The organism is Pseudophaeobacter sp. A-200-2 (assembly GCF_041008815.1).
Taxonomy (GTDB): Bacteria; Pseudomonadota; Alphaproteobacteria; order Rhodobacterales; family Rhodobacteraceae; genus Phycobacter; species Phycobacter gallaeciensis_A.
In genome coordinates, this window is sequence record NZ_JAXGFU010000001.1 from 502,603 (window position 1) to 529,264 (window position 26,662).

Sequence of the window (26,662 nt, forward strand, 5' to 3'; positions counted from 1 at the left end):
CCATGGCCCCTCCCCCACAGACCCAAAGCGACAGCGTTCTGACCATCATCCTGAACTACCGCACCCCGCAGATGACGCTGCAGGCGGCAGAGGCAGCGCTGGCGGAAATGGAAGATCTGCCCGGCGCCGTGGTGATCGTGGAAAACGGATCGGGCGATAACTCGTGGGAAGAGTTGCAGGCAGGCGCCGCCAGCCGGGGCTGGCTGGACAGCGGCAAACTGCGACTGATCCGTTCGCCCGTCAACGGTGGCTTTGGCGCGGGCATGAACATCGGCATGGATGCCGGTCTGCCCGACGGCAGCGCGCCGGGGTTCTATTACCTGCTGAACTCCGATGCCTTTGTAGAGGGCACAACGATTTCCCGGCTGCGGGAATTTCTCCTTTCCAACCCGGGAGCTGGCCTAGCCGGATCCTTTGTGCATGGCACGGATGATGTGCCCCACCGCACCGCCTTCCGCTTTCCCTCGATCGCGGGAGAGTTCGAAATGGCCGCCCGCACCGGTATCGTGACGCGGCTGCTGTCCCATGCAGTGGTGGCGATGGATATGCCGCAGCAGGAGACCCAGGTCGACTGGACCGCCGGCGCCAGCCTGATGATCCGCCGCGAAGTGATCGAGGATATCGGTGGCTTTGACGAAAGTTTTTTCCTCTATTTCGAGGAAACGGATCTGTGCAAGCGCGCCGCGCAGGCCGGATGGCGCACGCATTACGTACCGACCAGCACCGTGGCGCATCTCGGCTCGGCCTCGACCGGGATGAAGTCCTGGGACCGCACACCGACCTACTGGTTTGATTCCCGCATGCATTATTTCGTCAAGACGCACGGGGTGATCTACGCCGCCCTCGCCACGCTGGCGCGCGTCCTCGGCTGCGGCCTTTATGGGCTGCGGCGACTGATCCAGAAAAAGCCAGCCGCGGATGCGCCGCATTTTCTGCGCGATCTGCTGATCCACGCGCTGCGGTCGGCGATCCGCCCCAAGACAGCAATACGTGAAACGCGCCCTCACAGTCATGTTCCGGAGGAACAGAAATGAGCCAATTTTCCTCAGTCATCATCGGCAATGAATCCCTCGCGGTGGGATGCGGCGATGCGCTGCTGGCGCGCGGGCATCAAATCTCTGCCGTCGTATCGCAGGATGATGGCATTCGCAGCTGGGCCGAGAAACACGGAATCCCAGTACACGCCAGCCCGGATACGCTGAACGAAGACTTTGACTGGCTGCTCTCCATTGCCAACCTGCGGGTCATTCCCGACCGGGTGCTGACGCTGGCGGCCAAGGGCGCGGTAAACTTTCACGACGGGCCGCTGCCACGTTACGCCGGCCTCAACGCGCCGAACTGGGCGTTGATTGAGGGCGCCGACAGCTATGGCATCACCTGGCACATGATCGAAGGCGGCATCGACGAGGGCGATATCCTCGCCCAGCGCCTGTTCGATGTGGCGGCGGATGACACCGCCTTCAGCCTCAACTCCAAATGCTATGCCGCCGCGATGGACAGCTTTGGCACGGTGATAGACCAGTTGGAGGCAGGCACACTCAACCGCCAGCCACAGGACCTGAGCCAGCGCAGTTATTACGCCCGTAGCGATCGGCCCGCGGCAGGCGCGCTGATCGATTTCACCGCCCCAGCGGCGGCGATCACCCGTCTGGTGCGCGCGCTTGATTTTGGCGGCTACTGGAACCCGCTTTGCGCCGCGAAATGTACCATCGGAGAGCAAATCCTGCTGGTCGGCAGTGCTGACGCGGCGGAGGGCGCAGGCACGCCCGGCAGTGTGATCGCGGTCAGCAAGGACAGCCTGACCGTGGCCTGCGGCGATGGCGCGGTGCGGCTCAGCGGTCTGACCGATCCTGCAGGACGCAAACGGGCGCCTGTCGATCTGTGCAAGCCGGGCGATGCGCTGCCGGTCCTGGATGCGGCGGAAAAGCACGCGATCACCGAAGCCCTTGCCAAGACACAGAAAGGCGAAAGCCATTGGCGCCGCGCGCTGGCTGCGATGCGCCCGGTCACTGTTCCCCTTGCTGAACCAACCGGCAACAGCGGCCTCACCCGCCGTCCCATTGCAGCGCCGGATGGCCTGACAGAGGCACAGATCGCCGCCGCAGTCTTGACCTGGGCCCTGCGCAGTGCGGGGGAAGAGACTGCCGATATTGCCCTCAGCCTTGAGACCATGACACCGCTGGCGGGGCTTGTCTCTGGCTGGGTTCCGGTGCAGGGACAGCGCGACGACCCCCTCGCGGATCTGCAGGACCGCGTCGCCAAAAAGATCGAAAAAGCCCGCGCGACAGGCGGGTTTGCCGAGGATTTGATTGCCCGCGCGCCGGAACTGGCACCGCAAGCACAGCCCGGCATTGGTTTGTCCATGGGACGGGATGCAGCTCTGCCAGGCTGCGTCGCCACCGTGTCATGGGCGGATGGGGTGCTTGCGCTCCATGTGGATGGTGCCCAGCTGACACCAAAGGCCGCGGAGCTGCTCGCCGCGCGGCTGGAGCTGCTGCTGGGCGCCATTTCCACCCCGGATCACGCAGATAGCCCTCTCGCCGATCTGCCGGTCCTGCCCGAGGATGAGCGCCGGGTGCTGCTCAGCGACTGGAACCAGACAGCCGCAGACACGGGCCCGGATCAGACCATCCACGCTGCATTTGCCGCGCAGGTGTCCCGCACACCCGAGGCCACCGCTCTGGTGTTCGAAGATCAAAGCCTCAGCTACGCAGACCTCAATGCCCGCGCCAACGGGGTCGCGGCCAGACTACAGGACATGGGCGTCAAACCCGGCAGCCATGTGGGGATTTACGTCTCCCGCAGTCCGGATCTGGTGGTGGCTGCCCTCGCGGTGATGAAGGCAGGCGGCGCCTATGTGCCGCTCGACCCCGCCTATCCTGCGGATCGGATTGCCCATTTCATCAAGGACAGCGGCGCCGATGTCATCGTGACACAAGACGCCCTGCAAGGCAGCCTGCCCGCCCCAAGCGCGCAGCTGCTGGTATTGGATGGCGCGGATGCCCCGGCCCCGAGTGAAACGCCTGTTGATGGCGGCGCCACCGGACAGGATCTGGCCTATGTGATCTATACCTCCGGCTCTACCGGCCTGCCCAAGGGGGTGATGGTGCGCCACGCCAATGTGGCGAATTTCTTTGCCGCAATGGATGCGCGCATTCCCCATCAGCCCGGCGATGCCTGGCTCGCGGTGACCAGCCTCTCCTTTGATATCTCGGTGCTGGAGTTGTTCTGGACCCTCGCGCGCGGCTTCAAACTGGTGCTCTCCAGCGATGAAAGCCGCCTGCAGCTATCCAACGGGCCAATTGCCATCTCGGACCGGAAGATGGATTTTAACTTGTTCTACTGGGGCAATGATGATGGCCCCGGCCCACGCAAATACAACCTGCTGCTGGAGGGTGCGAAATTCGCCGATCAGCACGGCTTCAACGCGGTCTGGACGCCCGAGCGGCACTTTCACGCCTTTGGCGGTCCCTACCCGAACCCCTCGGTCACCGGGGCAGCCGTCGCGGCGGTGACGCAGAATATCGGTGTGCGCTCCGGCTCTTGCGTGGCGCCGCTGCACCATCCCGCCCGCATCGCCGAGGAATGGGCGGTGATCGACAACCTGACGGCGGGGCGCGCCGGTATCGGCTTTGCCGCAGGCTGGCAACCGGATGATTTCATCCTGCGCCCCGAGAACACGCCGCCTGCCAACAAACCGGCGATGTACGAAGCCATCGAAACCGTGCGCAAACTCTGGCGCGGCGAAGAGGTCGCCTTCCCGCGCAAGGATGGTGGCACCCATGCGGTGCTCACGCAGCCCCGCCCCGTGTCCAGCGAACTGCCGGTCTGGGTCACTACGGCCGGCAACCCCGACACCTGGCGCGAAGCGGGCGAGATCGGCGCCAATGTCCTGACCCACCTTCTGGGGCAAAGCATCGATGAGGTCGCGGGCAAGATCCGCATCTATCACGACGCCCTGCGCGGCGCCGGGCATGATCCGGCGGAGTTCACCGTAACGCTGATGCTGCACACCTATCTGGCCGACAGCCGCGAGGATGCCCGTCAGACCGCGCGCGAGCCGATGAAGGATTACCTGCGCTCGGCCGCCGGTCTGATCAAGCAATACGCCTGGGCCTTCCCCGCCTTTAAGAAACCCAAAGGCGTCAATAATCCCTTTGAAATGGATCTTGGCATCCTGTCCGAGGAAGAACTGGATGCGATCCTCGACTTTGCCTTCGAACGCTATTTCGAGGACTCAGGCCTGTTCGGCACCGTGCAGGATGGCGTTGCCCGCGTGGAGCAATTGAAACGCATCGGCGTGGATGAGGTGGCATGTCTGATCGATTATGGCATCGCGCCCGAGGTGGTGCTCGAGGGGCTGAAACCTCTGGCCGAGGTGCTGCGCCTGTCCAACGCCCCGCAAGAACTGGCCGCGGACGACTTTTCACTTGCGGCGCAGATCCTGCGCCATGACGTCAGCCATATGCAATGTACGCCCTCCATGGCGCGAATGATTGTGCAGAACGATGAGGCCCGCATGGTGCTGCCACATCTGCAGCACCTTCTGGTCGGTGGCGAAGCGCTGCCCGGCGATCTGGCCGGTGATCTGCGCGAGGCTGGACCCGGGCAGATCCACAACATGTACGGGCCGACCGAAACTACCATCTGGTCGACCATGCAAACCCTTGATGGCGTCCCGGCAGGCGTTGCCGATATCGGCGGACCCATCGCCAATACCCAAGTTTACGTGCTGGATGCTGCGGGCGCACCGCAGCCCATCGGTGCACCGGGGGAGTTGTTCATCGCCGGACACGGGGTGACCGCAGGTTACTTGCAACGGCCCGAACTGACAGCGGAGCGGTTTGTCCCCGATCCCTTTGGCGGCGGGTTGATGTATCGCACCGGCGATCTGGTGCGCTGGCGCGCGGATGGGCGGCTCGATTTCCTGGGACGGACCGACCATCAGGTGAAGATCCGCGGCCAACGTATTGAACTTGGAGAGATTGAAGCGGCCCTGGCCGTCCAGCCCGGCGTCACCGGCGCGGTTGTCATGCCGCGCAAGATCGGCGCGGGGGAACAACTGGTCGGCTATATCACCACCTCTGCTCCGGTGCAGGAGGCTGCGTTGAAACAGGCGCTTTCGGCCCGGCTGGCCGAGGTGATGGTACCATCGCATATCGTGACGCTGGATGCGTTTCCACTGACCCCCAACAAGAAGATCGACCGCAAGGCGCTGCCGGATCCAAAACCGGCGCGGGTTGCCGCACCCACCGCAGTGACCCCTCCCAAGGGCGGCGCGCAGGGCAAGATCGCCGCGATCTGGGGGCAGATTCTTGGTCTCGATGGGATCGGCGCGCAGGACAATTTCTTTGTCCTTGGCGGTCACTCCCTGCTGGCGGTGCAGGCGCACCGGGACATCCGCACGGCGCTGGAGGTGCCGAAACTGTCGATCACCGACATCTTCCGCTTCCCGACGCTGGCCGGTTTGGCCGCCCATATCGAAGGGCTTGCAGGCGGCGCGGAATCGCCGGATGATCCGGCCGATGCAGAACAGGCCGCCGTAGCCGAGGCGGCCAAATCGGAAACCATGTCGAAACGGCGGGCGATGCGCGCCAGCCGCAAAGCCCGGACCGGATGATAACTGACAGCCCCGCCCCCCTTGATCAGACAACCGATGCGCGGCTGGCTCTGGTCCGGCCGCTCTTTGGCGCGGGCATATCGCTGGGGGCGGCCAACCCGCTGGGGGCGCTGCCCGATCCCTTCCCGCAGGAGCGCGCCTGCCTGTCGCCCAGCGCCGTGGAGAAACGCCGCCGCGAATTTGCCGCCGGGCGGGCGGCTGCGCACCGGGCGATGCAGGATCTTGGCCGGGCGCCCTGCCCCATCGTGATTGCCAAATCCCGCGCGCCCATCTGGCCCACAGGGCTGACCGGATCGATCACCCATACCCACAGCTGCGCCCTTGCCGCCGTGACCTCAACACAGACCCGGCGCGCCATTGGCATCGACGTCGAGGAAGACACGCCCCTGAAAGACGACCTGCGCCCGGCGATCTGCTCTACCCGCGAACAGGATTGGCTGAGCTCGCAGGACAACCCCGGCCAGATGGCCAAGCTGATCTTCTCCGCCAAGGAAGCCGCCTATAAGTGCCAGTATACTGTCAGTGAACAGTTTTTCGGCTTTGACGGCATGGAATTGGAAATCGAACCAGAAGACGTGTGCGAAACGGTCCGGCGCGGACGTTTCATAGCCGCCTTCACCGTCGACCGCCCGCCGTTTCGCACTGGCGCCCGGATCAACGGCGCCTATGTCATCGGGGAAGGTATCATTTTCACCGCAGCAAGCCTGGAGGCGTGAGCAATGGGAAAACGATCTCTGCTTCTGGCGTTGACGACCTGCCTGCACGGGATTTGGGCCAGCCTGCACCTGCAGGCCGCGCCGTTTCCGTTGCCGGTGCTGACCCCACCAGAGCAGCCAATGAAGGTCTATCACCTTGGCCACTCTCTGGTTGGCCCCGTGATGCCGCATATGCTGGCGCAGCTTGCCCCCAAGGGGCACAGCTGGAATAGCCAGCTCGGGTCGGGCACATCGCTAAAGCAGCACTGGGAGCCGGAGGAGACGATCCTTCATTTCGATCTGGTGAATCAGGCCCCCATCTGGCGCGACGCCAAAGAGGCCATCGGTTCTGGCGATTATGATGCGGTGGTGCTGACAGAAATGGTCGAGCTGCGCGACGCGGTGAAGTATTTCGGCTCCGCCAAATACATGCGCCGCTGGGCCGCGCTGGCCCGTGATGCTTCGCCTGACACGCGGATCTATCTTTATGAGACCTGGCATCACCTTGATGACCCGGACGGCTGGCAGGCGCGCATCGCAAGCGATCTGGACCGGCTCTGGCTGGGCAAGGTGCTCGGATCAGACACGCGTCGCAATCCCAAACGCCCGGTCTACCTGATCCCCGCCGGACAGGTCATGGCCGCTGTCGCACGGGCCATTGATGCAGGCCAGATCGACGGGCTGAGCGATGTTTCGGATCTTTTCGCCAAGACACCGGAAGGCGCACAGGACACTATTCATATCAATGACTTGGGCACATACATTGTCGCCCTCGCCCACTATGCCGTGCTCTATCACCGCTCCCCTGTTGGCCTGCCGCACCAGCTGTCGCGTCCGGATGGAGAGGCAGCGACGGCGCTGTCACCGGCCGCTGCCGAGACGGTGCAGCAAATCGTCTGGCAGGTGGTGACAGGGATCCCCCGCACGGGTCTCTCTGACGCAGGCCAGAACGGATGAACCTTGAAACACTGATCACCTCGGTCCTGATGGTGGGCCATTCGCTGTTTGGCCAGGACAATCCCGCCATGCTGGAACAGCTGTTGCGCCAGTCCAGTAGTAGTGCCACCGTCGAAGCGCAGATCATCAATGGCGCGCCGCTCAGCTATAACTGGGAGCACGGCGACAGCGCCGAAGGGGTGAACGCCCGCGAGCGGCTCCAGACCCCAGTCGACGCGGTGATCCTCACCGAGGGCCTTCCGCTGGCCAATCACCTGAAATGGAGCAATACCGAAGAGACCGTCACCCGCTATTACCAGCTGGCCAAGGATGCCAATCCGGCTGCCGCGGTCTATCTGCAGGAAACCTGGCACAGCCTCAGCAGCGGAACCGGCACCGAGGTGCCGTTTGACGAAGGCGCCGATATCGCCTGGCGTGACCGGCTGGAGCAGGACCTGCCCCGCTGGCAGGCTGTGGTCGATGAAGTCAACGACAGCGTCGGTGGTGATATGCGCCTACTTCCCGCCGGGCAGGCCATGGCGCGTCTGGACGATGCCATCCGGGCCGGAACGGTGCCGGGCCTCACCGAGATTTCCGAAGTCTTTTCCGATGACATCCACCCAAATGCCACCGGGTTCTACTATATCAGCGCGCTGCAATATGCGGTTCTGACCGGACACAGCCCAATGGGCCTGCCGCACCGGCTGAAGGATCGTTGGGGCAAAGCCTATCCGGCGCCTGCGCCCGCACTGGCCCGGCGGCTGCAGGAGATCGCCTGGGCCGCGGCCCAGGGCGAGGAGGTGCGCACCGCCGCCCTGCCGCCCGACCCGCCGCCGCTGCCCTCCGACCCCGCTGCGCCACGCCTGAATGAGGAGGTTGCGGCCTCTGCCCACGCGCCGGAAATCACCGCAAAGGGACCGCCGCGCCAGCCGATCGCCATGAACCTGATGGAGGTCGCCGACTGGAGCCCGCAGGCACCTTTCCTTGACCACTTCAAAACCGCCCGCCCGTGGATCGGCCACCTACCTGGGCGCTGGGGCGGTGTCGGCCATGACGATCTTGCCGCTGCAGGCTATCTGGACCCGCAAGGCTGGCCCACCGCCATGCCGCCCGAGCTTGGCTCCATCGGCACCGTCATTCTGACCGATCTGCCCGCCACGGCGCACTCGCTTGCCGGGCGTTATGTGCTGCGCTTTGACGGCTCCGGCATTGTCGAGGTCTCTGGCCGCGCCGAAAACGTCCGCTACGGCAAGGGCGAGGTCACCTTTGACTATACCCCCGGCCCCGGCCCGGTCGAAATCCGCATTCAGCGCACCGGGCGCGGGACAGATTATGTACGCAACATCACCGTGGTGCGCGCCGATCAGCTGAAGGCCTATGCAGATGGCGCCCTGTTCAACCCACTCTGGCTCGACATGCTGGATGGGTTTGACGTGCTGCGGTTCATGGACTGGATGCAAACCAATGATTCCGAACAGGTTGGCTGGGAAGACCGCCCGGAGGTCTCCGACTACACCTGGGCGCGCAAGGGTGTTCCGGCCGAGATCCTGCTGGCGCTGGCCAATACGCTGGGCGCCGATCCCTGGTTCAACATGCCCCATATGGCCGACGACAGCTACCTTCGCAATTTCGCCCAGCTGGTGGATGGTGGCCTGGACGAGGATCTACGTGCCTATGTGGAATACTCCAACGAGGTCTGGAACTGGCAATTTGCACAGGCCCAATGGGCCGACGAGCAGGCCCGGACCGTCTGGGGTGGCTCGGACCTCTGGATGCAGTTCTATGGCGGGCGCGCTGCGGAAATGTCGCGGATCTGGACCGATGTCTTTGGCGCAGACGCCGACCAACGACTGGTGCGGGTGATTTCAAGTCAGACCGGCTGGCCGGGCCTTGAGGAACAGGTGCTGAACGCACCGCTCTGGGTGGCCGGGGCGCCAGACCGCCTGCCCCCGGCGCGCTATTTCGATGCCTATGCGATCACCGGCTATTTCGGCGGCACGCTTGGCCTGCGCGACAGCGCCCCCATGGTACGCGCCTGGATCGCCGACAGCCGCGACCGGGCCCGCTCTACCGCCGCCGATCTGGGGCTGCAGGGCGCTGAGGCTGCGGCCTATATCGAGGCGCATCAGTACGATGTGGCAACGGCGCAGGCTATGCTCGAAATCGAGGATGGCCTCCTCAGCGAGGACGGCAATGGCGCTATGGCCGGTTTTCTGGACAAGGAGCTGCCCTATCACAAATCCGTCGCCGACGAATACGGGCTGGACCTAATCATGTACGAGGGCGGCAGCCATGTGGTGGGTGTCGGCCAGATGGTCGAGGACGCAGAGCTGACCGGCTTTTTCACCCACTTTAATTACACCGAAGAAATGGCCGCGCTTTATACGAAAATGCTGACTGGCTGGGCCGAGCATGGCGGCACCCTGTTCGCGGCCTATGCCGATGTGGCTGTGCCCGGCAAATGGGGCAGCTGGGGTGCGCGGCGCACGCTCAGCGACGACAACCCGCGTTGGCGGGTGCTGGAGGCGGTGAAATGACGCCCCTGATATCCGTGCTGATCCCGGCCCATAACGAGGCGGCGTATATCCGCCCCTGTCTTGAGGCGCTCTTTGCCTCGGATCCGCTGCCCGGCCCGGCTGAGGTGCTGGTGCTGGCCAATGGTTGCAGCGATGATACCGCTGAAATTGCCCGTTCCGTCACCCTGCCGCGAGGGTGGACCCGCGAGGTGGCCGACCTGCCACAGGGCGGCAAGCTGGCCGCGCTCAACGCCGGGGATACCCGGGCTCGCGGCGCTGTGCTGGTCTATCTTGATGCCGATGTCACGGTTACCCCGCCTCTCTTGGCGCAACTGGCAGGGGCTCTGACGCCAGAGCGACCGCTTTATGCCAGTGGCAGCCCCCGTGTCGCCCCGGCCCGCTCTTCCCTGACCCGCGCCTATGGGCAGTTCTGGTCCAGACTGCCCTTTGTCACGGATGGCGCCCCCGGTTTTGGTCTTTTCGCCATGACTCGTACCGGGCGTGAGCGCTGGCAGGACTGGCCCGACATCATCTCGGACGACACATTCGCACGGTTGTCCTTTGCCCCTGCCGAGCGCTTTCGTGTGCCCGCCCGCTATGACTGGCCGATGGTCGAAGGCTTTGCCAATCTTGTGCGGGTCCGCAGACGGCAGAATGTCGGCGTCGAGGAAATCGCCAAGCGATTTCCGCATCTGTTGGAAAACGATGACAAACGAAGTCTCGGCGCATCGGGTCTGATGCGTCTCTTCCTGCGCGACCCGCTGGGGTTTGCCGCCTATGCGCTGGTCAGCCTGACGGTAAAGACGCCACTGTTCAGGACCAAGACACGCTGGGCCAGAGGTCGCTAAGCCTCCTGACGCCTGCGGACTGACGCCACCGCGCCGCGCTTCCGCGGCGCCAGGCCCAACCGTCGCACACGCGGCTCTGCCGTGGGCAAGATGGGCGGGAGCGCGCCGTTGGCAGCAGATGTTGCCGCTGTCGCGCTGCTTCACTGCCTGTCACGACGGCGCATCAATCATTGCCCAGCCAACGGATTGTCGCAAGCAACTGCCGGGTTTCGTGCTTAGGCAGCGCCGAAAGTTGCATCTCGATTGACGCGCCGCGCCGCCCTGCCTAGCGTGCAGAAAACCATCAGGAGGTCAGATGCTTAAGCAAGCCGCGCTGTTTTCCGGCCAGGGTCTGCTGGCGCGGGTGCTGCGCTCGGCCTCCTGGCTGATGATCGGCTATGGCGGCAGCCAGGCACTGCGGCTTGGTGCCAATCTGATCCTGGCTCGGTTGCTGTTTCCCGAAGCCTTTGGCCTGATGGCGCTGGTCAGCGTGGTGACCGTTGGCCTTTCGCTGTTTTCCGATGTCGGGATCGGCCCGTCCATTGCGCAGAATGAACGCGGCGATGATCCCGACTTTCTCAACACCGCTTGGACCATTCAAGTTGTCCGCGGGTTCGGTCTCTGGGGGATGACTCTGCTGCTGGCCTGGCCTGTTTCCTGGCTCTATCAGGCCCCGGATCTGCTGCTCTACTTGCCGATCGCCGGCATTGGCCTCGCCATCGCAGGCTTCAACCCGACCCGCATCGAGACTGCGCACCGGCACTTGCTGGTCGGGCGCCTCACTGCACTGGATCTCGCGGCGCAGGCCCTTGGCATCGGCGCTATGGTGCTTTTGGCCTGGGCAACCGGATCGGTTCTGGCGCTGGTTCTGGGCGGGGTCATTCAGGCCGCGGTGAAACTTGTGCTGACCCATTTCGGCCTGCCAGGGCAGACAAACCGGTTTCGCTGGGAACCCCGCGCCGCGCAGGAGCTGATCCGCTTTGGTAAGTGGATATTCCTTTCCACGGCCTTCTGGTTCCTGACCTCGCAGGGGGACCGGGCTATCTTGGGCCGCTTTGTGCCGCTGGATGTGCTGGGCGTCTATAATATCGGCTACTTTCTGGCGAGTTTCCCGATGCTGCTGGGCCATGCGGTGAACCAGAGGCTGATGATTCCGGTTTATCGCGACAAGCCCGCTGATGGCCCGCCGGAAAACCGGCGCAAACACCGCCTGCTGCGCGCAGGTCTGAGCGCCGTGATCCTGTCGCTGCTGTTGATCATGGCCTGGATCGGCCCCTGGCTGACAGATCTGCTCTATGATGCGCGTTATCAGCAGGCGGGTGCGATGATCGTTCTGATCTCACTGGCTCTGGCCCCGGCCGTCATCACCATGACCTACGATCAGGCCGCATTGGCCGCCGGAGATAGCCGGGCGTTCTTTGTCTTCACCGCCAGCCGCGCCCTGCTGCAAACAGCACTTTTCTTACTCGGCACCTACTGGTTCGGGTTGCCCGGCGGTATCGCAGCGCTGGGATTGGCGATGCTCGGCGCCTATCCGGTGCTGATCTGGCTGGCCCGCCGACACGGCGCCTGGGATCCCCTGCACGATCTGATCTGTGGCTTTCTGGTTGTTCTGGTCGGAGGCAGCGCCCTTTGGTGGCATCAAGATGCGGTGCTGCCCCTGATCAAGGCGCTAGCCCCCTGATCCACCGCCTGCCCTACAGCTGCCCCTGCGGCAGGACAACTGGGACTGCACGCCCGGCTTTTGGTCGTGACGGTCCCATCACAAGGCAAACGATCAGCTGCGCCGCCCTTTGCCTGAGCGCCATTTTCCGCCGGAGGACTTCATTTCCGGAATGGTGACAACCGGCATTAGCCCAGTTTCCCGCTTCATCTGCGCGACCGAGCGCAGCACCGGCTTTCGTAACTCCAGAAGGAAGGCAATCACCAAAGCGGCGAGCAGGCTGGCGGCGGCGCCCAAAAGCGCCGTGCGCTTGCGTCCCCCGGTTACCGGGTAATCGGGCAAGGCAGCTGGTTCCAGCACTGTCAACCGCTCGGACTGGCGCGCGGTTTCCAGACGGAATCCGATCTCGGCCTCGTTGCGGCGAGCACGGGTCGTCTCCAGTTCGCTCTGCAGCTGTTGCAGCCTGCGGTCATAGGCAGCGAGCTGACGCTCGACCTCAGGAGAGGTTTCTAGTGACGCTTCGATTTCTGCCTTGCGCCGGATCAGAAGATCCCGCTGCGCGGTCAGGGTAGCAAGCTGCTCTTCGAATTCTTCAAGCATGCGCTGCGCTGTTGCCGGGCGTTCATTGGACATCGCCTGATCTGCGGCCCGACGGATCTGGATCTGCTCCCGGTCAATATCCAGCAGCGCCTCGTTCAGCGTGGCGATTTCCCCTTGGCGGATTTCCAACGCCCCAGGCTGAGCAACGTCGTGCTCGGTCCGGTAGGAGGCGATCTCATCGTCCAGCGCCGCCAGTTCCTTGGCCACGGCCGTTTCCTTTGCGGTAAAGAAATTCAGCGTTTCCCGCGCCTGCTCGATACGGGTACTGACGCTGAGCTCGATCGTCCGGCGCCCAAATTCCGCTGCAACCGCCTGGGCCTGTTCAGGGCTGGGCATGCGGGCGGTGATGGTCAAAACAGCGATGGTGCCATCATCGGCAAAGCCTTCGCGCACCGCAGCCACCCCGGTAATCGAGACGTTTTCGCGCACCAGCGTAACCAGGTCCGAAGGTCTAAGATCCGGCATATCGCCATATAGATCGAACGCCTCGACAATCTCCAGTACAGAGCTGCGCGCCATCAGCCGCTGTTCGATCAGCTGCATGCGACGCGCGGTGGATCCTTCGACCGTTGATTTGGCCAGATCATCCGCGATTGTCGGCTGTGCGACCTGAATGACCTCGGAGCTTTCGTAGAAATGCTGCTGTCGGGCGGCCAGAAACAGCGACACCAGACTGCCCAGAACGGCAATCGCAAGGATCACCAACGCGCGGCGGCGCAGCATGTCCAGAAGATCCGGCAAGGAGTAGATAGGACCCATTCAACATCTCTTGGTTTGCCGCGGTCGCGCCGCTGGGCAGATTAACGTGCAAAGTGTGCTGTGCCATACACACCATGGCAAGCAGGCAAAACTTTGACCGGTTGGCGGAAGTTATGCGACAGGACCGATGTCGGCCGTCGCGCGCCCTCGGTTCAGGACCACCCCCAGCAACGGCGCGTTTCCATTGAGGATCCTCTCGCAAGCGGCCAGATGCGCCGCCGTTGTCTGCGTCCCGTCCGAGATCACCAGCACCCCATCGACCTGCGGCAGGAAGGCCGCCGCATCATCGTACTCCAGCATCGGTGGCAGGTCGAAGACAACCGTTTCCGGGTCCAGGTCCGCCAGCATGTGGTCCAGTACCAAGGCGCTACGGCTGTCATGCAGGATTTCTGCCGCGTTCAGGTCCGGCGTCGCGTTCAACCCGACCGCGAGCGTATCGAGCGGGCGCACCAGCGCCTCTTCTACAGGGCGGGTGCCGGACAGGAAGGACGCCATGTCGCCCGCCGCCACCAGCCCCATCGCAGGGCCCACCCCAGGGCTGCGAAAGTTGAGATCCATCAAGATGGTCCGGCTAGACGGCACCCGCGCCAGGCTAAGCGCCAGATTGACCGCACAGAATGTGGCTCCACAGCCCCCGGTGGGCGCAGTGACCGCAACCCGGTTCCAGCCGCGGGCCTTCAGGGTTTGCAACAGCCGCGTTCGCAGCAGATCAAATGCGCGCCCGGCCGGGTCGGTCCGCACGGCTGAAGCCAGCGGCGCACCATCACGGCCCCCCCGGTCAGGATCAAAGGAGATTCTGGCCAAACGTTCCCATGGGCTTGGCAAGGTGGTGGGGAGGATTTCGGCAGATTCGGACTGCAGGCCGGGTGGTACGTTCTCCAGCACAGCCTCATCCGGTTCCGGGCGCACCTGTTCCTGCACCTCGGGCTGAACCTGTGCGCGCCGCCGAAATTTCTTAAAACCCTGTTGCGTCATGCCTTGCTCATATTGTCATCACAGCCTTGCCACGAGGCCGCAGCTTTGCCAACTTCAGGATCATATCAACTTGCCCCTGCGAAAGAAGCCCGCAGCGCGCCTTGCTCCGGCCATGGCCGCAAGGCAGCGCGCGAACCAAAAATGAGATGCACGGCGCGGGTCCTCTTCGCGACTGCATTGAACCAGACAGGGATTAATATCCTGTACCTTTCAGAACCACGCCGATAGTACGCCAGATCAGACCGATGTCACAGCCAAGGCTTAGCGCGCGACAGTATTCGGAATCCGCGGCAGCGCGAAAGGCAAAGGTGCTTTCGTTGCGGGCCGACACCTGCCACAGCCCCGTCAAACCGGGTTTGAGATCAAAGTAATCGCGCGGATCACCGTAAATCGCCAGCTGCTCGGGCATCATCGGACGCGGACCCACAAGGCTCATCTCGCCTTTCACCACGTTCCACAGCTGCGGAAGCTCATCCATGGAGGTGACTCGTAGGATACGGCCAACACGGGTGATGCGGGGATCGTTCTTCAGTTTCTGCGTTGCGTCCCATTCCCGCCGCAAGGCCGGGTCCCGCGCAAGGCATTCGGCCAGACGGGCATCCGCATCCCGCACCATGGTGCGCAGCTTCAGGATTCGGAAGCGTCTGCCATTCCGGCCCAGGCGCTCCTGCGTGTAAAACGGGCTGCCGCCTTCAAGCGCAAGCGCTAGCGCACAGACCAGCACCACCGGCAAGGTGACAGGCAACGACAGCAGGGTCAGCAGCAGATCAAGGGCCCGTTTTCCAGCGCTGCGATAAAACGACGGACGCGAGGCCCGGTAGTGCAGCAGCTGCGTCGTTTCATACTGTGACGGACCGATCCATTGCGCCACGTTGGCATTGGCGGCCTGCGCTGTCATCGCCTGTCGCAGAGCTTCATCCTTGAGCCGTTTCAAAACCAAGGTTCCCTGCCCAGCAGTATCGACTGAAGCAAATGACAGCATCGGAACTTTATTCTTACGCAACAGGTCCGTCATCAAAATCCCCATTCCTCACCAGACCCCATGGGTCGGGCACACCGCATCCTGCGGAACCGTTTAATTTGCACAGGTCCGGCATGGCAGCAGCCGGCAACACACGTCTGTAATTGAAGGGTCTGATAGGACGCGCCCCCACGCGTCTTCCCTGCACCCACTTCTCCGCATTTAGGGCGAAAGAAGTTCAAATTATCGACACATTCTTTTTAATATATTTTTATCTAAATTGCTGCGAGTAAATGAAAAAAGGTTAACCAGCCACATTTTCACCTGAATTCCAGCGCATTTGGGAAACAATAATCCAAAATATGCTCACACTGTTGGGGAACTGGGGAATATAGACCCGGAATCGGTGGCGCAGCGCACCTCAGCCCCCACATTGGGTCCGGGCTAAGCGTGCACGCTATCAGCCTGCAACAGAATGAGATTCGACAGGATCACGGCCGTTTCAGGAGCCGCTGCGGAATTTTCCGGGGCTTTTTCCTGTCCAACGCTTGAAGGCATCGTTGAACGAGCTGAGCCCGCGATAGCCCAGCAAATGCGCGATCTCTGCCAGAACCAGATCGCTGTGCAACAGATATTGCGTGGCCATTTCTTCGCGCAGCTTTTCCAGAATTTCGAAATAACTGGTACCCTGATCGCCCAGCTTGCGCGACAAGGTACGGGGACTCATGCCAAGGTCCTGCGCCACGGTCTCCAGCGCTGCCGTCCCCGAGGCAAGTCGACGCGAAATGCTCTGCTCAACTTGCGATGCGATATCTCTCTCCCCGGCCATCATGGTCTTCATCTGCGACGCGGCGCATTGCAGCAAGATGCGCAACAGGATCGGGTCACCTGTCGCAAGCTCCCGCGTCAGGTCATCGGTTTCGAACCGTAACAGGTTTTCCGGTGCACCAAACTGGACACGGCAGCCAAAGAACTCTTCCATCTCGGCGGCGCCGGACAAACGGTGATGGCAGAACGCCACCTGCCGCAGCCGGATACGGGTCTGGCTGGACCGGCGCAGGTTGGACAGGATCAGTGCCACGAGGAATTCCACGTATTGTCCGCTTAGCTCGATCCCCACCGTGTCTGGAGCAGATGTCCGCACTCGACTCTCTCCTCCGCGGATCTCGGGGCGGGTGCCTACATCCACCGCATAGGTCCAGGTCAGCGCACCGGTTTCAGCAAGCTGTGAGCGATCGAAATGCAGCGCCTCTCCGAATAGGCGGGCGTAGTCCGACAGGTTCGACAGAAAACCCAGCACCTGCGGCGCACACAACGCCAGATACCCCAGAAGCCCGGCCTTGCGCAGATCGGTCTGCTGCCCGAACCGTAGTCCGAAGAGATCAATCTCGCTGATTTTTGCCGCATACTGAAAGAACGATGCGATCGAACGGCTGTCGGTATAGGGCTCTTCTTGGCCAACAAGACTCTGGCCAAAAGGCACCGCACGAAAGATCTCTGCCGAAGAATGCCCAAGCTCGGCCAGCCTTTGCGCGGCACATTGGACAAAAATTGCATTTTCAAGTTTCAGATGCCGGGTCATAACACAAGCCCCACTCAAAACACACTCAACACCACAGTCAGAGGGCATCGTCTTGGCCCCTGACATGGCCTCTGTGGTGCATCCGGGCAGAGCGTCCCGGCGTTTCATCCGTGCGTTGTACGCGGGTGCGCCGCTTGGCCAGGCAGCCCCACGAAACGCTGCAGGCTGCTTTTACAATATAGCCTGATTTGAATATTTCCCAACTCTGTCCAGCGGAAACCGGCCACCGCTTGGCGTCTCTTTCGGTCACCCCCCCCCTCACCTTTTGGATAGTACCCCAAGACCTGCAGTTAGGTCTGGCCGCTTTTCGGGGCGATCAAACGCCGCGCCAGCAACATTGACGGTCGCCTGCTTGCCTGTTGACGGGAATCGCGTCTTTATGCGCGCCATTCCAAAACAGACGGAAGGCGCGGATGACCATGGCTGCAGATAGATCGTCTCTTTTTCAGTCCGACAACTGGATCGCTGCCGAGGCGCAGGGCACGGAGTGGACTTTCTGGGCCATGTCCGGGGACACGCCCAGCGCTCGCCGCAAGGCATATCTGCCGCAGGGCAGCAACGATCCGGGCTTGTCCGAGATCCATGCCGCGCTGTGCGGCGAACTGACTGCATCGCAACTGCCAATTGTCGCCTGTGGCACCGGCCTGGCCGCACCGCAGGCCGTCCCGACGCGCCCGGACCAGCTGCCACTGGCCCCACAAGGCAGCGCCCTGCCCCCGAAAACCGTGCTCATCACTCTGCCCGGGCTGGCGCAAAAGGCGCCGCCTGCCATAATGCAGGGCGCCGAAACCTGCATCGCCGGGTTTCTGGCTCTCAATCCGTCCTGGGACGGGGTTCTTTGCCTGCCCGGCAAGACCACTCACTGGGCTCTGATCAGCGCAGATGAAGTCGTCAGTTTTCAAAGCTTCCTGACCGTGGAACTGGCCGAATCCGCCTGCACCATGGCTGGATTGCAGGTGCAGGACTGGGCAGCGGGTGAGCTGACCGGAACCGTGGCCGACACCATGTCAAAACCGGAACTGATGGCCGCGCGATTGGCCGAAGCCAAGGCAGCCATGCATGGCGGCAGCTGCACCCCGGAAGAGGCCACCGGGCGGATCTGGGGCGCCGTGCTGGGCGCCGAACTGGCCGCCGCCCGCCCTTACTGGCTGGGCCAGAATCTGGCGCTGATCGGTGATAAGGAGACCGCCCGCCCCTATGCCGCTGCATTGGAAATGCAGGGGCTGCCGGTCACCATTGCAGACGCGGAACGCATGACACTGGCCGGGTTGACCCGGGCCTGGCGCAGCTTGCGCAAAGAAGACGACTAACCTCCACCGTCGCGCCAGCCCCCTGCCCGCTCACAGAACAAAGGGCCGAGGGCGCGGCAAGCGATCAGACCTTGTGACGGGCCCCTTTTGAGGGGGGCATTTCGGGCGGGCCAGCAAAACACTGGGCGATCTCCATCCAGCGCGTCGCGGTCGCCCCTGTCACCTCCAGCGCGGTGTCTTCGATATTGCGCACCTGCGTCACCACCTGCGCGAACTCCACCGCAGATCCGACAACCCGGTTGTCCTCTTGCGGCGTGTTCCATTCCCAGACCGCCGAAGACGGTCCGGTCAGCTGCACGAATGGCGCGGGGTCGGGCACCTCTTCTCCCCGGTTCAGGAAGGTCCAGCCATAAGTCGCAACGCCAAGATGGGCGATATTGCGGATCCGGTCCTGCTCCACCCGCTCCAGCCCCAGAAGATCAAAGACCTCCTGACCATGCGCCCAGGTTTCCATCTGCCGTGCGGTGATCGAGGACAGCGCGCTCATGTCCGGGCCGACCCATTTCACCCGCGCCTTGGGATCGGCCACGGAAAAAGCATCGGCGCAGGTTTCCGCGCCAGCCTTCCAGGCCTCGAACAGCGCCCGTCCCGACAACCCGTCCAGCCAGGGGAACTGGCACTGCAGGATCGTCTTGCCCGATTGCATGTCCTGCACGATGGGGCCGATGAATGCGGCAAAGGCCGCCTCCCCCTTGAGCGAGGTTTCTGCCGCCACGTTGAACAGGTGCAGGTGGCCCAGCACGTGATCGATAGTCCAGTCTTTGAACTGCGTCGGCCTGTGCAACGCCTCTTCCGGCAGATCCTCCAGTATCGCCGCCAGCGCCCGGCTTTCGGCACGAAAATCCTCTGCCTGCTGCATGGATGCCCTCCTCCCAATTGAAATTCCGCTACGTCCGGCGAGCCCTTCCACGATTGAACCGACCGAACGTTCTGTTTTACGATTCCTCAAAGGATAGGCGCATGACACAGAAAACCGAAGACCAACCCGACGTCACCGCGCCCGGCGCTGCGGGCACAACGCGGGCCGAAACGCGGGCAGACAAGACCCGGCAGCGGATTTTCGACGCGGTCACGGATTGTCTGGACCAGTCGGGATACGCGGAAACCTCGATCAACCGGGTACAGACCGCCGCTGGTGTGTCACGCGGGGCGCTGACCCATCACTTTCCTTCGAAAGAGGAGATGATGGTGCGCACGCTGGAACATCTTCTGGCGCCGGTGCGCGGCCCGGAACAGGCGAGCGAAAGCGGCCATATGCTGCGCAAGGGCGGCGCGGCACAGGATTTGCCCGCCGAGCTGCACCGTCTGTGGGCCCGGGTGATCAACACTCGCGAAGGGCGCGCGGTGATGGAAATCCTCGTCGCCTCGCGCACGGATGAAACCCTGCGCACGCGCATCACCCCCTCGCTCTGGGATTATAACGACGCCTTCAACCGCAATATTGCCAATCTATACACCGCGTCCTCGGGCGAGGATCTGGCGTTGCTCTGGTCGATCTGCCGCAGCTTCATGCGCGGGCTGCACAGTCAGGCACCCTACGAACGCGATCCAGAGATCATCACCAAGATGGTCGATCTGTTCGCCCGCATCATGTCGCCGCATCTGGCGACCCGTCCCGGCCCCAAGGAGTAAACCGCATGCAAAGCCCCTTTGACACCGAAGAGCGCCGTGCCTTCCGCGAGAGCCTGCGGAGCTTTGTGGCGCAGGAAATCACTCCCTTCTGCGATGACTGGGACGAAGCCGAGGAAATCCCCTGGGAGCTGCACCAGAAAACCGGGGCGCTGGGCGTATGGGGTTTTGGCATCGACGAGAAATACGGCGGGCTTGGCTTTGACGACTGCTTCATGCGTGCCGCCTACAGCGAGGAAATCGCCCGCTGCGGCGCGGGCGGCGTCGCGGCGGCCATGGGTGGGCGTCAGATCTCGCTTGATCCCATTGCCCGGCTGGCCAGCGAAGAAATCAAGATGCAGGTGCTGCCGGAGGTGATCGCGGGGCGCAAAGGGTCTTCGCTTGCGGTGACGGAGCCGGGCGGCGGATCGGACGTCGCCAATATCACCACCTCGGCGCGGCGGGATGGCAATCACTGGGTGCTGAGCGGCAGCAAAACCTTCATCACCGGCGGCATGACGTCGGAGTATTTCGTCATTCCTGCCCGCACTGGTGGGCCGGGGCTGGAGGGGATTTCGCTGTTCTTTGTCGAAGCAGACACCCCGGGGTTCACCCGCAGCGCGCTGAGCCGGAAAATGGGCTGGTGGTGCTCGGATCAGGCAACGCTGTTCCTCGATGACGTCCGCCTGCCCGCCGACCGGATGATGGGGCCGGAAAATCATGGCTTTCTGGCGGTGATGGAGAATTTCAACCTCGAACGGGTCGGGCTGATCGCCGGCATGCTGGGCATGATGAAAACCTGCCTTGAGGACAGTATCGCCTGGGCACAGGAGCGGCAGACCTTTGGCAAGCCGCTGATCCGCCATCAGGTGATCCGCCACAAGATCGCCGATATCTCGGCCCGGATCGACGCGGTAGAGGCCACACTCAACACGATCTGCTGGCAGGTGAACGAAGGGCGGATGCCGGTGGCCGAAATCTGCAAGGCGAAGGTGTTCACCTCCAAAGCCTGCGAGTTCTGCGCCTCCGAAGCGATGCAGATACTCGGTGGTGCGGGCTATCTGCGCGGCAACCGGATCGAACGCATCTACCGAGAGGTCAAGGTGATGGCCATCGGCGGCGGATCCGAGGAAATCATGCGCGATCTGGCGGTGCGGCAGATGGGGCTGTAATCGCGCAGCGGCGCGTCACACCGCCGAGGAAAAGCTGCGCTCAGCCGACTCGAAATTGCGGGTCAGCGGTGCCGTCAGAGGCGATTGCGCCGAATAATAGGCCCCGACCCGGCACAGCTGCACTGCAAAATCGGGATGCGCGCCCGCATCATCGTATTTGCGCACCCGCTCCTTGCGCAGCCAACCGCGGCGTTTGACCTCCTGCTCGATCAGCTTCAGCCGCTGCACGCAATGCAATGTCGTGTAGACCGACAGGTAATCCATGTAGTCGGCGATGTCGTGACCACAGTCGGTATCGAAATTCTCGATCACGATATCAGCCATCACATCGGGGGCGATGGGCCAGGTTTCATCGGCAATCAGCCAGGCCAGATCCTCGGCCCCGTGGCGCAGACCAGCGTATTCGAAATCGAACCAGCGCAGGTATCCGTCGTCGCCGATGGCGGCATTGCCCGACCGGCAATCCCATTTCAGGAACTGTACACCTGGGTAATCCATCCGCTCTGCCACAGCTGCCATATCAAACTGGCGGGAGATGCCTACCGAATAGGGCTCCATCGCGGTCACCGAACCGACAAAGGAGGTGACCCAATCCGTGTTCGATCCCAGATGCGGCAGCATTTCCGCCAGGTTGGTTTGCCGCCCGGCGGCCTGGATCCGGAAGATCGCCGCCACCGCCTCAGCGGCCAGTTCGACCTGATCCTCTGGGTCCTGTTCCATGATCTCTGCATTCAGACGCATCTCGCCAGTGTCGGATTGGAACATCACATCATCGCTGACCCCCAGAACCTGCGGAATATCGTCACAATGGGGCGCTAGTTCCTCAAGTACATGCGCCTCTAAGTGGGTGCGGCGGAAATCGGGCCGCAGCGTGGCAATCACGCTGTGATCTGGATAATGCAGCCGCAAGGATGAGCGTGAATTGCCTCCCGGAGCAGAAATCCGTTCGGGGGCCGCGCCCAGAACCATCTCAGCCTTGGCCGAGATATAGGCCTTGCGATCCTCAAAACTGCCGTCCGCCACGTCTGTCCCTCTTCACCTCAGCCTCTTTGCTCCTGTCCTGACAGCAGAAAACGGCGGTTTTCGGGACAAACAAGGGCAAAGGCCCGGAAAACGGACCGATTCGGGCGCCACTCGCTATGATTGAACATTTCAATCACTTCATTCGCAGAACAATAAGAGCCCTCAGGATGGCTTTGTTTCCTGAAATATCTGATGCACGCACGAATTTGACTAAAATGAGACGAAAATTTGTTCCACCCCAGCGTGTTTCATATGTTCACCATTGAGCGGCACGCCTCCCATTTTGCGCCTGCCGAAACGCATCATTTCAGATCGTAGGGGTGACAGTATGACTTGGGGACATTTTTCGCACAAAGGCTGGTCCGGTTGGGGAAAAAGCAGCGGCAAGGACGCCTGCGGCAGCAACAGCTACCACAATGGCGGCGTGCGCGGCGAACACTTCGCGCGCTGGTATGACGGACATCTGTCAGACCGGTTTGGCCACGGCGGCAAAGGCCATAAAAACTGGTGGGACCGCGACGAAAAGGACGATCACGGCACGGGCGGCAGCAAAGGGACCGGTGGCAGCAAGGGCTCCGGCGGAACCAAAGGCTCTGGCGGCGCCCGAGGATCGGGTGGCAAGGACGGCTGCGGCACGGGAGAAGGCACAGGTCGCGGATCAGGCGGCGGCACCGGTGGCGGCTCGAAAGGCCATCACGGCGGCAAGGACTGGTGGAACCACGGTGGCAAGAACTGGTGGGACCATGGTCGCAACGAAGATGACGATTGCGCATCCGATGGCTCTGGCGGAACCCGCGGCTCTGGCGGAACGCATGGTTCTGGCGGCACCCACGGTTCTGGCGGGACTCACGGTTCCGGCGGAACCGGCGGATGGGGCAGCGGTGGCCATTGCGGCTCCGGAGGCACGGGCGGAACCGGCGGTACAGACGGCGGCGGCGGCGAAAACACCGACGATGGCAAGACCACAATCACTTTCACCCTGGGCGAAGAAGGCGGCAGCCAGGTGGACGTGTCCGTCACGCAGACGCCCGGCGGTGAGCTGTTCGTGAAACTGGATCCAACCACCTTTGACGGCCAGGAGGCTGATCTCGACGGCATGTTCTTCAACCTGAGCGACGACGGCCGCACCGATGCGCTGCACTTCTACCCGGATGAAAACGCGCTGCCGGTAACCGGTCACAGTGCATCCGCCAATTCGGAGAACACGCTGGATAACGGCGCCACTGTCTCCGAAAACTATGACGCCCACGTGCAATTCGGGCAGGTGCCGGACAGCACCGAAGGGACCGTCAACAACCTCAACTTCACCCTCTGGTCCGAAGATGGCGCGCTGACGCTGCAGGATCTAGACCTCACCAATGTGTCGATTGTGGTCAACAGCGACGGTCGGGATCCGCAGGAGCTGCACGGCGGTCTGACTGATGAAGCGCAGGCGCAGGTCGAAACCGACCCGGCAGCGGTGAATGGCATGACGCTGGACAGCTGGTCCGAAACCCTTCCGGTCGCCTTTAGCCAACCCGCAACCGAACCGGATGTCATGTCTCTCATGACCCTACCGCCGGAGGATGACATGATGCCGGAAGACCCGGCTGACACGGAAGACGACATGATGGCCGAGGCTGTCTGAGGCCACGCTGCCTCACAATGAACCGAGAAGACATTGACCGGAGGCCCCCAAACGGGGGCCTCCGGCGATTTTTAGGAGCAGCATTACCGAGCCCCTTCGACGATCAACCGTTCACCTAAAAAGGAGGGTGCATCCCGCTGATGCATAAACCTTTCTTTAGGAAGAAAGGTTACACAGCTGGCCGACGGATCCTCAGGAGGTGCAGCGGTGAAACAGGAAAAATGTCAGGCCTGCCGGAATGGCGCAAAGTTCGACCTGCCCATCACCATGGCGTTCCAGCCCATGGTCGCCCTTGGCGCGGAAAAGATCTTTGCCTACGAGGCGCTGCTGCGCGGCAAGGACGGCGCTGGTCCGCGCGAAGTGTTCTCGCATGTCACTTCTGATACGCTTTACGCCTTTGACCAGAAGTGCCGCACCACATCGATCGAACTGGCAGCAAAGCTGAACCTTGCGGAAACAGGCGCACTCCTGTCGATGAACTTCCTGCCCAATGCGGTTTACGATCCTAAGGCCTGCATCCGGCTGACGCTTGAAACGGCCAAACGCACGGGATTTCCGGTGGACCAGATCATGTTTGAGTTCACCGAAACCGAACGGGTGAACACGGACAAGCTGATCGAAATCCTGACCACCTATCGCCGCCTTGGCTTCAAGACCTCCATCGATGATTTCGGTGCCGGCTATTCCGGCCTGAAACTGCTGACGATGTTCCAGCCGGATGTGGTGAAACTGGACGCCGGGCTGATCCGCAATATCGATGTCTCATCGGCGAAACAGACGATTGTTCGCAACACTATCAGGATGCTTGAGGAAATGGGTATCCTGATCGTCTGCGAAGGGATTGAAACCCAGGGCGAATACGATGCGCTATATGATCTGGGTGTGGACCTGATGCAGGGGTATCTGTTCGCCAAGCCGGGATTTGAGTCCCTCCCTGCGCCGCAATGGCCTGTCCACAGCAGCCTGTCCATGGAGAAAAGCGTGCTACGCTGAGGCACACGCCACAAGTTACCGTCACGTCATCCACTTTTTGAGCGAATTCTCCTACCTCCACCCGCTCCTATTTGATCCTGGTCACGTTCCCCGCGTACGCCCGGCTTTAAAATTGCGCTGTATTTACGGGCACGGTGAAGGAGGTTTCCCATGTATCAACTGACCGAAGACGGCGACTGGACCAACGATTTTGACTACACTCAGACCAACGTCGCAGACATCCAACCCGGTCACAGCGTCAGCGGTACCGTAGGCGGCACCGATGCAGGCGATCTGATCCGGGTCTCACTGGCCTATGATCAGCCCTACACCTTTACCCTGGAGGGCGACGGAGTTTCCTTTGAGATGCTGGATGACGGCACCGATGCCGGGGCAACAATCGACGGCAACACCATGACCTACACGGCCGAGCACCCCTCGGACTATTATAACATCCGCGTCACTGGCAGCGGCAGCTACACCGTCACCATGCAGGGCCTTCCTGCGGATTATCTGGAGGACGAGGACGCAGGCGACATGAGCGGCGCGCCAACCCTTGAGATCGGATCCAGCATAACGGGCGTCATCAATGGCAGCGCCCGCACCGGAGAGACCGACTACTATGCCTTCCACGCGATTGGCGGAATGGACTACGGGTTCTCCATGGCGCAGGCTGACTCGCCTTTTGGGGCCACGTCCGGCGGCTGGCTGGAAATCCTCGACGCGGATGGAGAGCCGGTCGACGGTGTGTCCGGCGGCGCCAGCGCCTGGGACGGATCAGTGAAGACCTTCTCGCCAGAGCTTTCCGGCACCTACTACCTCGCTGCCTGGACCTATTTCGGCTACTCCGGCGCCTATACGATCAGCAGCTATACGGACGCCGCACCGACCAACCTGGCCAGCCTCGGCACGATTTCCGCTACCGAAAGCGGTGGCTCCACAATGGTTACCCTGCGCGTTGATATCGCCGAGGCCCCCGAAAGCGATATCACGGGAACCGTCTCTGTCACCGCAGTGGACGCGGATTACTCTAAGACGGTCAACAGTTTCGACGCCGCCTTCACGCTGGAGGCAGGCCAGACCTATGTGAACGTCACCGTCCCGGTAGGCAGCAGTGCAGATTACTCAGAAGACACGATCTTTGTCGGTGATATTGCGGAAATTCGTGGTGCCGGGATCGACCAGGGTTTCCTCGCCTCAGAGAGCTTTGTCAGCGAGCTGAGCAACACCCCAACCGCGGGCGACGACGTTCTGGTCGGCACCGATGGAAAAGACCGCATTTTGGGCCTTGCGGGCGACGATGAAATTTCCGGCCTCGGCAGACGCGATACCCTGAAGGGCGGTGCTGGCCGCGACACGCTGGACGGAGACACCGGCAACGACAAACTTCTGGGCGGCACCGGTCGGGACAAGCTGTTCGGCGGCGACGGCGACGACATACTGCTGGGCGGCGGCGCCCGTGACCGGCTGTTCGGTGGCAGTGATGCCGACATCCTGGACGGTCAGGGCGGCAACGATATTCTGACCGGCGGTCGCGGTCTGGATGTCTTCGTGTTCTCCGGCGACTTTGGAAATGACAAGATCCGCGATTTCAACGCCACACGCAACGGTGAGGACATTGATCTGAGCGGGGTGGAAAGCATCACCGGCATGCGGGATCTGCGCAACAATCACATGAGCCAGGAAGGCGACGACGTGCTCATTCAAGATGGCAACGGCAATTCGATCACGCTGCTGGACGTCGATATGGCCGACCTAGGTGTGGGCGATTTCATCTTCTAAGCCTGAAACCAAAAACGACAACGGGTCTGCCAGG

At 62.3% G+C, this 26,662-nt stretch carries 19 protein-coding genes; 13 read left to right on the forward strand and 6 right to left on the reverse strand.

The genetic code is table 11. From position 1 onward, the window contains the following. Positions 1–2 precede the first annotated feature (2 nt). The 7 genes from SM766_RS02260 (at position 3) to SM766_RS02290 (ending at position 12,278) form a co-directional block, all read left to right on the forward strand. Positions 3–1,034 carry a glycosyltransferase family 2 protein gene (locus SM766_RS02260; RefSeq protein WP_368946752.1) on the forward strand — a complete coding sequence of 344 codons (1,032 nt, stop codon included), beginning with the start codon at positions 3–5 and terminating at the stop codon, positions 1,032–1,034. Then, on the forward strand, positions 1,031–5,620 hold the full coding sequence (locus tag SM766_RS02265; RefSeq protein ID WP_368946753.1) for a MupA/Atu3671 family FMN-dependent luciferase-like monooxygenase: 4,590 nt from the start codon (positions 1,031–1,033) through the stop codon (positions 5,618–5,620). Before SM766_RS02260 ends, SM766_RS02265 begins: the two co-directional genes overlap by 4 nt. After that, positions 5,617–6,336 (forward strand): 4'-phosphopantetheinyl transferase family protein, encoded by a 720-nt coding sequence (locus SM766_RS02270; protein ID WP_274867610.1) that lies wholly within the window; start codon positions 5,617–5,619, stop codon positions 6,334–6,336. The genes SM766_RS02265 and SM766_RS02270 overlap by 4 nt, the downstream gene beginning before the upstream one ends. 3 nt (positions 6,337–6,339) lie before the next feature. Continuing rightward, positions 6,340–7,272, forward strand: a complete 933-nt coding sequence (locus SM766_RS02275; RefSeq protein ID WP_368946754.1) for a hypothetical protein — start codon at positions 6,340–6,342, stop codon at positions 7,270–7,272. Then, positions 7,269–9,788: a hypothetical protein gene (locus SM766_RS02280; protein WP_368946755.1), complete on the forward strand. Its 2,520-nt coding sequence runs from the start codon at positions 7,269–7,271 to the stop codon at positions 9,786–9,788. The genes SM766_RS02275 and SM766_RS02280 overlap by 4 nt, the downstream gene beginning before the upstream one ends. Next, complete coding sequence (locus tag SM766_RS02285) at positions 9,785–10,615, forward strand: glycosyltransferase family 2 protein (protein ID WP_368946756.1); 831 nt, start codon at positions 9,785–9,787, stop codon at positions 10,613–10,615. Before SM766_RS02280 ends, SM766_RS02285 begins: the two co-directional genes overlap by 4 nt. Positions 10,616–10,910: 295 nt before the next feature. Then, positions 10,911–12,278 carry an oligosaccharide flippase family protein gene (locus tag SM766_RS02290; RefSeq protein ID WP_368946757.1) on the forward strand — a complete coding sequence of 456 codons (1,368 nt, stop codon included), beginning with the start codon at positions 10,911–10,913 and terminating at the stop codon, positions 12,276–12,278. Between the two features lie 93 nt (positions 12,279–12,371). Here SM766_RS02290 and SM766_RS02295 read toward each other — a convergent pair whose 3' ends face one another. The 4 genes from SM766_RS02295 to SM766_RS02310 form a co-directional block, all read right to left on the reverse strand. Continuing rightward, positions 12,372–13,616 (reverse strand): GumC domain-containing protein, encoded by a 1,245-nt coding sequence (locus SM766_RS02295; RefSeq protein WP_368946758.1) that lies wholly within the window; start codon positions 13,614–13,616, stop codon positions 12,372–12,374. Between the two features lie 111 nt (positions 13,617–13,727). Further along, entirely contained in the window at positions 13,728–14,591 is an 864-nt protein-coding gene (locus SM766_RS02300) for a CpsD/CapB family tyrosine-protein kinase (protein WP_368946759.1), read from the reverse strand. A 193-nt stretch (positions 14,592–14,784) separates the two neighbouring features. After that, a complete protein-coding gene (locus SM766_RS02305; protein WP_368946760.1) occupies positions 14,785–15,525 on the reverse strand; it encodes a sugar transferase in 741 nt (246 codons plus the stop codon). A gap of 529 nt (positions 15,526–16,054) precedes the next feature. Then, positions 16,055–17,134, reverse strand: coding sequence for an AraC family transcriptional regulator (locus SM766_RS02310; protein WP_368946761.1), 1,080 nt, complete (start codon positions 17,132–17,134; stop codon positions 16,055–16,057). A gap of 419 nt (positions 17,135–17,553) precedes the next feature. On the opposite strand from SM766_RS02310, the gene SM766_RS02315 reads away from it, so the two are divergent. Continuing rightward, entirely contained in the window at positions 17,554–18,444 is an 891-nt protein-coding gene (locus SM766_RS02315; RefSeq protein WP_368946762.1) for a 2-dehydro-3-deoxygalactonokinase, read from the forward strand. 64 nt (positions 18,445–18,508) lie between these two features. On the opposite strand, the gene SM766_RS02320 is transcribed toward SM766_RS02315, so the two are convergent. Then, a complete protein-coding gene (locus SM766_RS02320) occupies positions 18,509–19,303 on the reverse strand; it encodes a TIGR03084 family metal-binding protein (RefSeq protein ID WP_368946763.1) in 795 nt (264 codons plus the stop codon). Between the two features lie 101 nt (positions 19,304–19,404). On the opposite strand from SM766_RS02320, the gene SM766_RS02325 reads away from it, so the two are divergent. Continuing rightward, the gene (locus SM766_RS02325; protein ID WP_274833773.1) at positions 19,405–20,076 is read left to right on the forward strand and encodes a TetR/AcrR family transcriptional regulator; all 672 of its coding nucleotides are present in this window, start codon (positions 19,405–19,407) and stop codon (positions 20,074–20,076) included. Between the two features lie 5 nt (positions 20,077–20,081). Beyond that, entirely contained in the window at positions 20,082–21,224 is a 1,143-nt protein-coding gene (locus tag SM766_RS02330) for an acyl-CoA dehydrogenase family protein (protein ID WP_368946764.1), read from the forward strand. A 15-nt stretch (positions 21,225–21,239) separates the two neighbouring features. Here the strand turns inward: SM766_RS02330 and SM766_RS02335 are convergent, their stop codons facing one another. Further along, complete coding sequence (locus SM766_RS02335) at positions 21,240–22,247, reverse strand: hypothetical protein (protein ID WP_368946765.1); 1,008 nt, start codon at positions 22,245–22,247, stop codon at positions 21,240–21,242. A 328-nt stretch (positions 22,248–22,575) separates the two neighbouring features. Here SM766_RS02335 and SM766_RS02340 point away from each other — a divergent pair, with 328 nt between their 5' ends. The 3 genes from SM766_RS02340 (at position 22,576) to SM766_RS02350 (ending at position 26,628) form a co-directional block, all read left to right on the forward strand. Continuing rightward, entirely contained in the window at positions 22,576–23,874 is a 1,299-nt protein-coding gene (locus SM766_RS02340) for a hypothetical protein (protein WP_368946766.1), read from the forward strand. A gap of 207 nt (positions 23,875–24,081) precedes the next feature. Then, positions 24,082–24,867 carry an EAL domain-containing protein gene (locus SM766_RS02345; protein ID WP_274827852.1) on the forward strand — a complete coding sequence of 262 codons (786 nt, stop codon included), beginning with the start codon at positions 24,082–24,084 and terminating at the stop codon, positions 24,865–24,867. Between the two features lie 150 nt (positions 24,868–25,017). Further along, positions 25,018–26,628, forward strand: coding sequence for a calcium-binding protein (locus SM766_RS02350; RefSeq protein WP_368946767.1), 1,611 nt, complete (start codon positions 25,018–25,020; stop codon positions 26,626–26,628). Positions 26,629–26,662 lie beyond the last annotated feature (34 nt).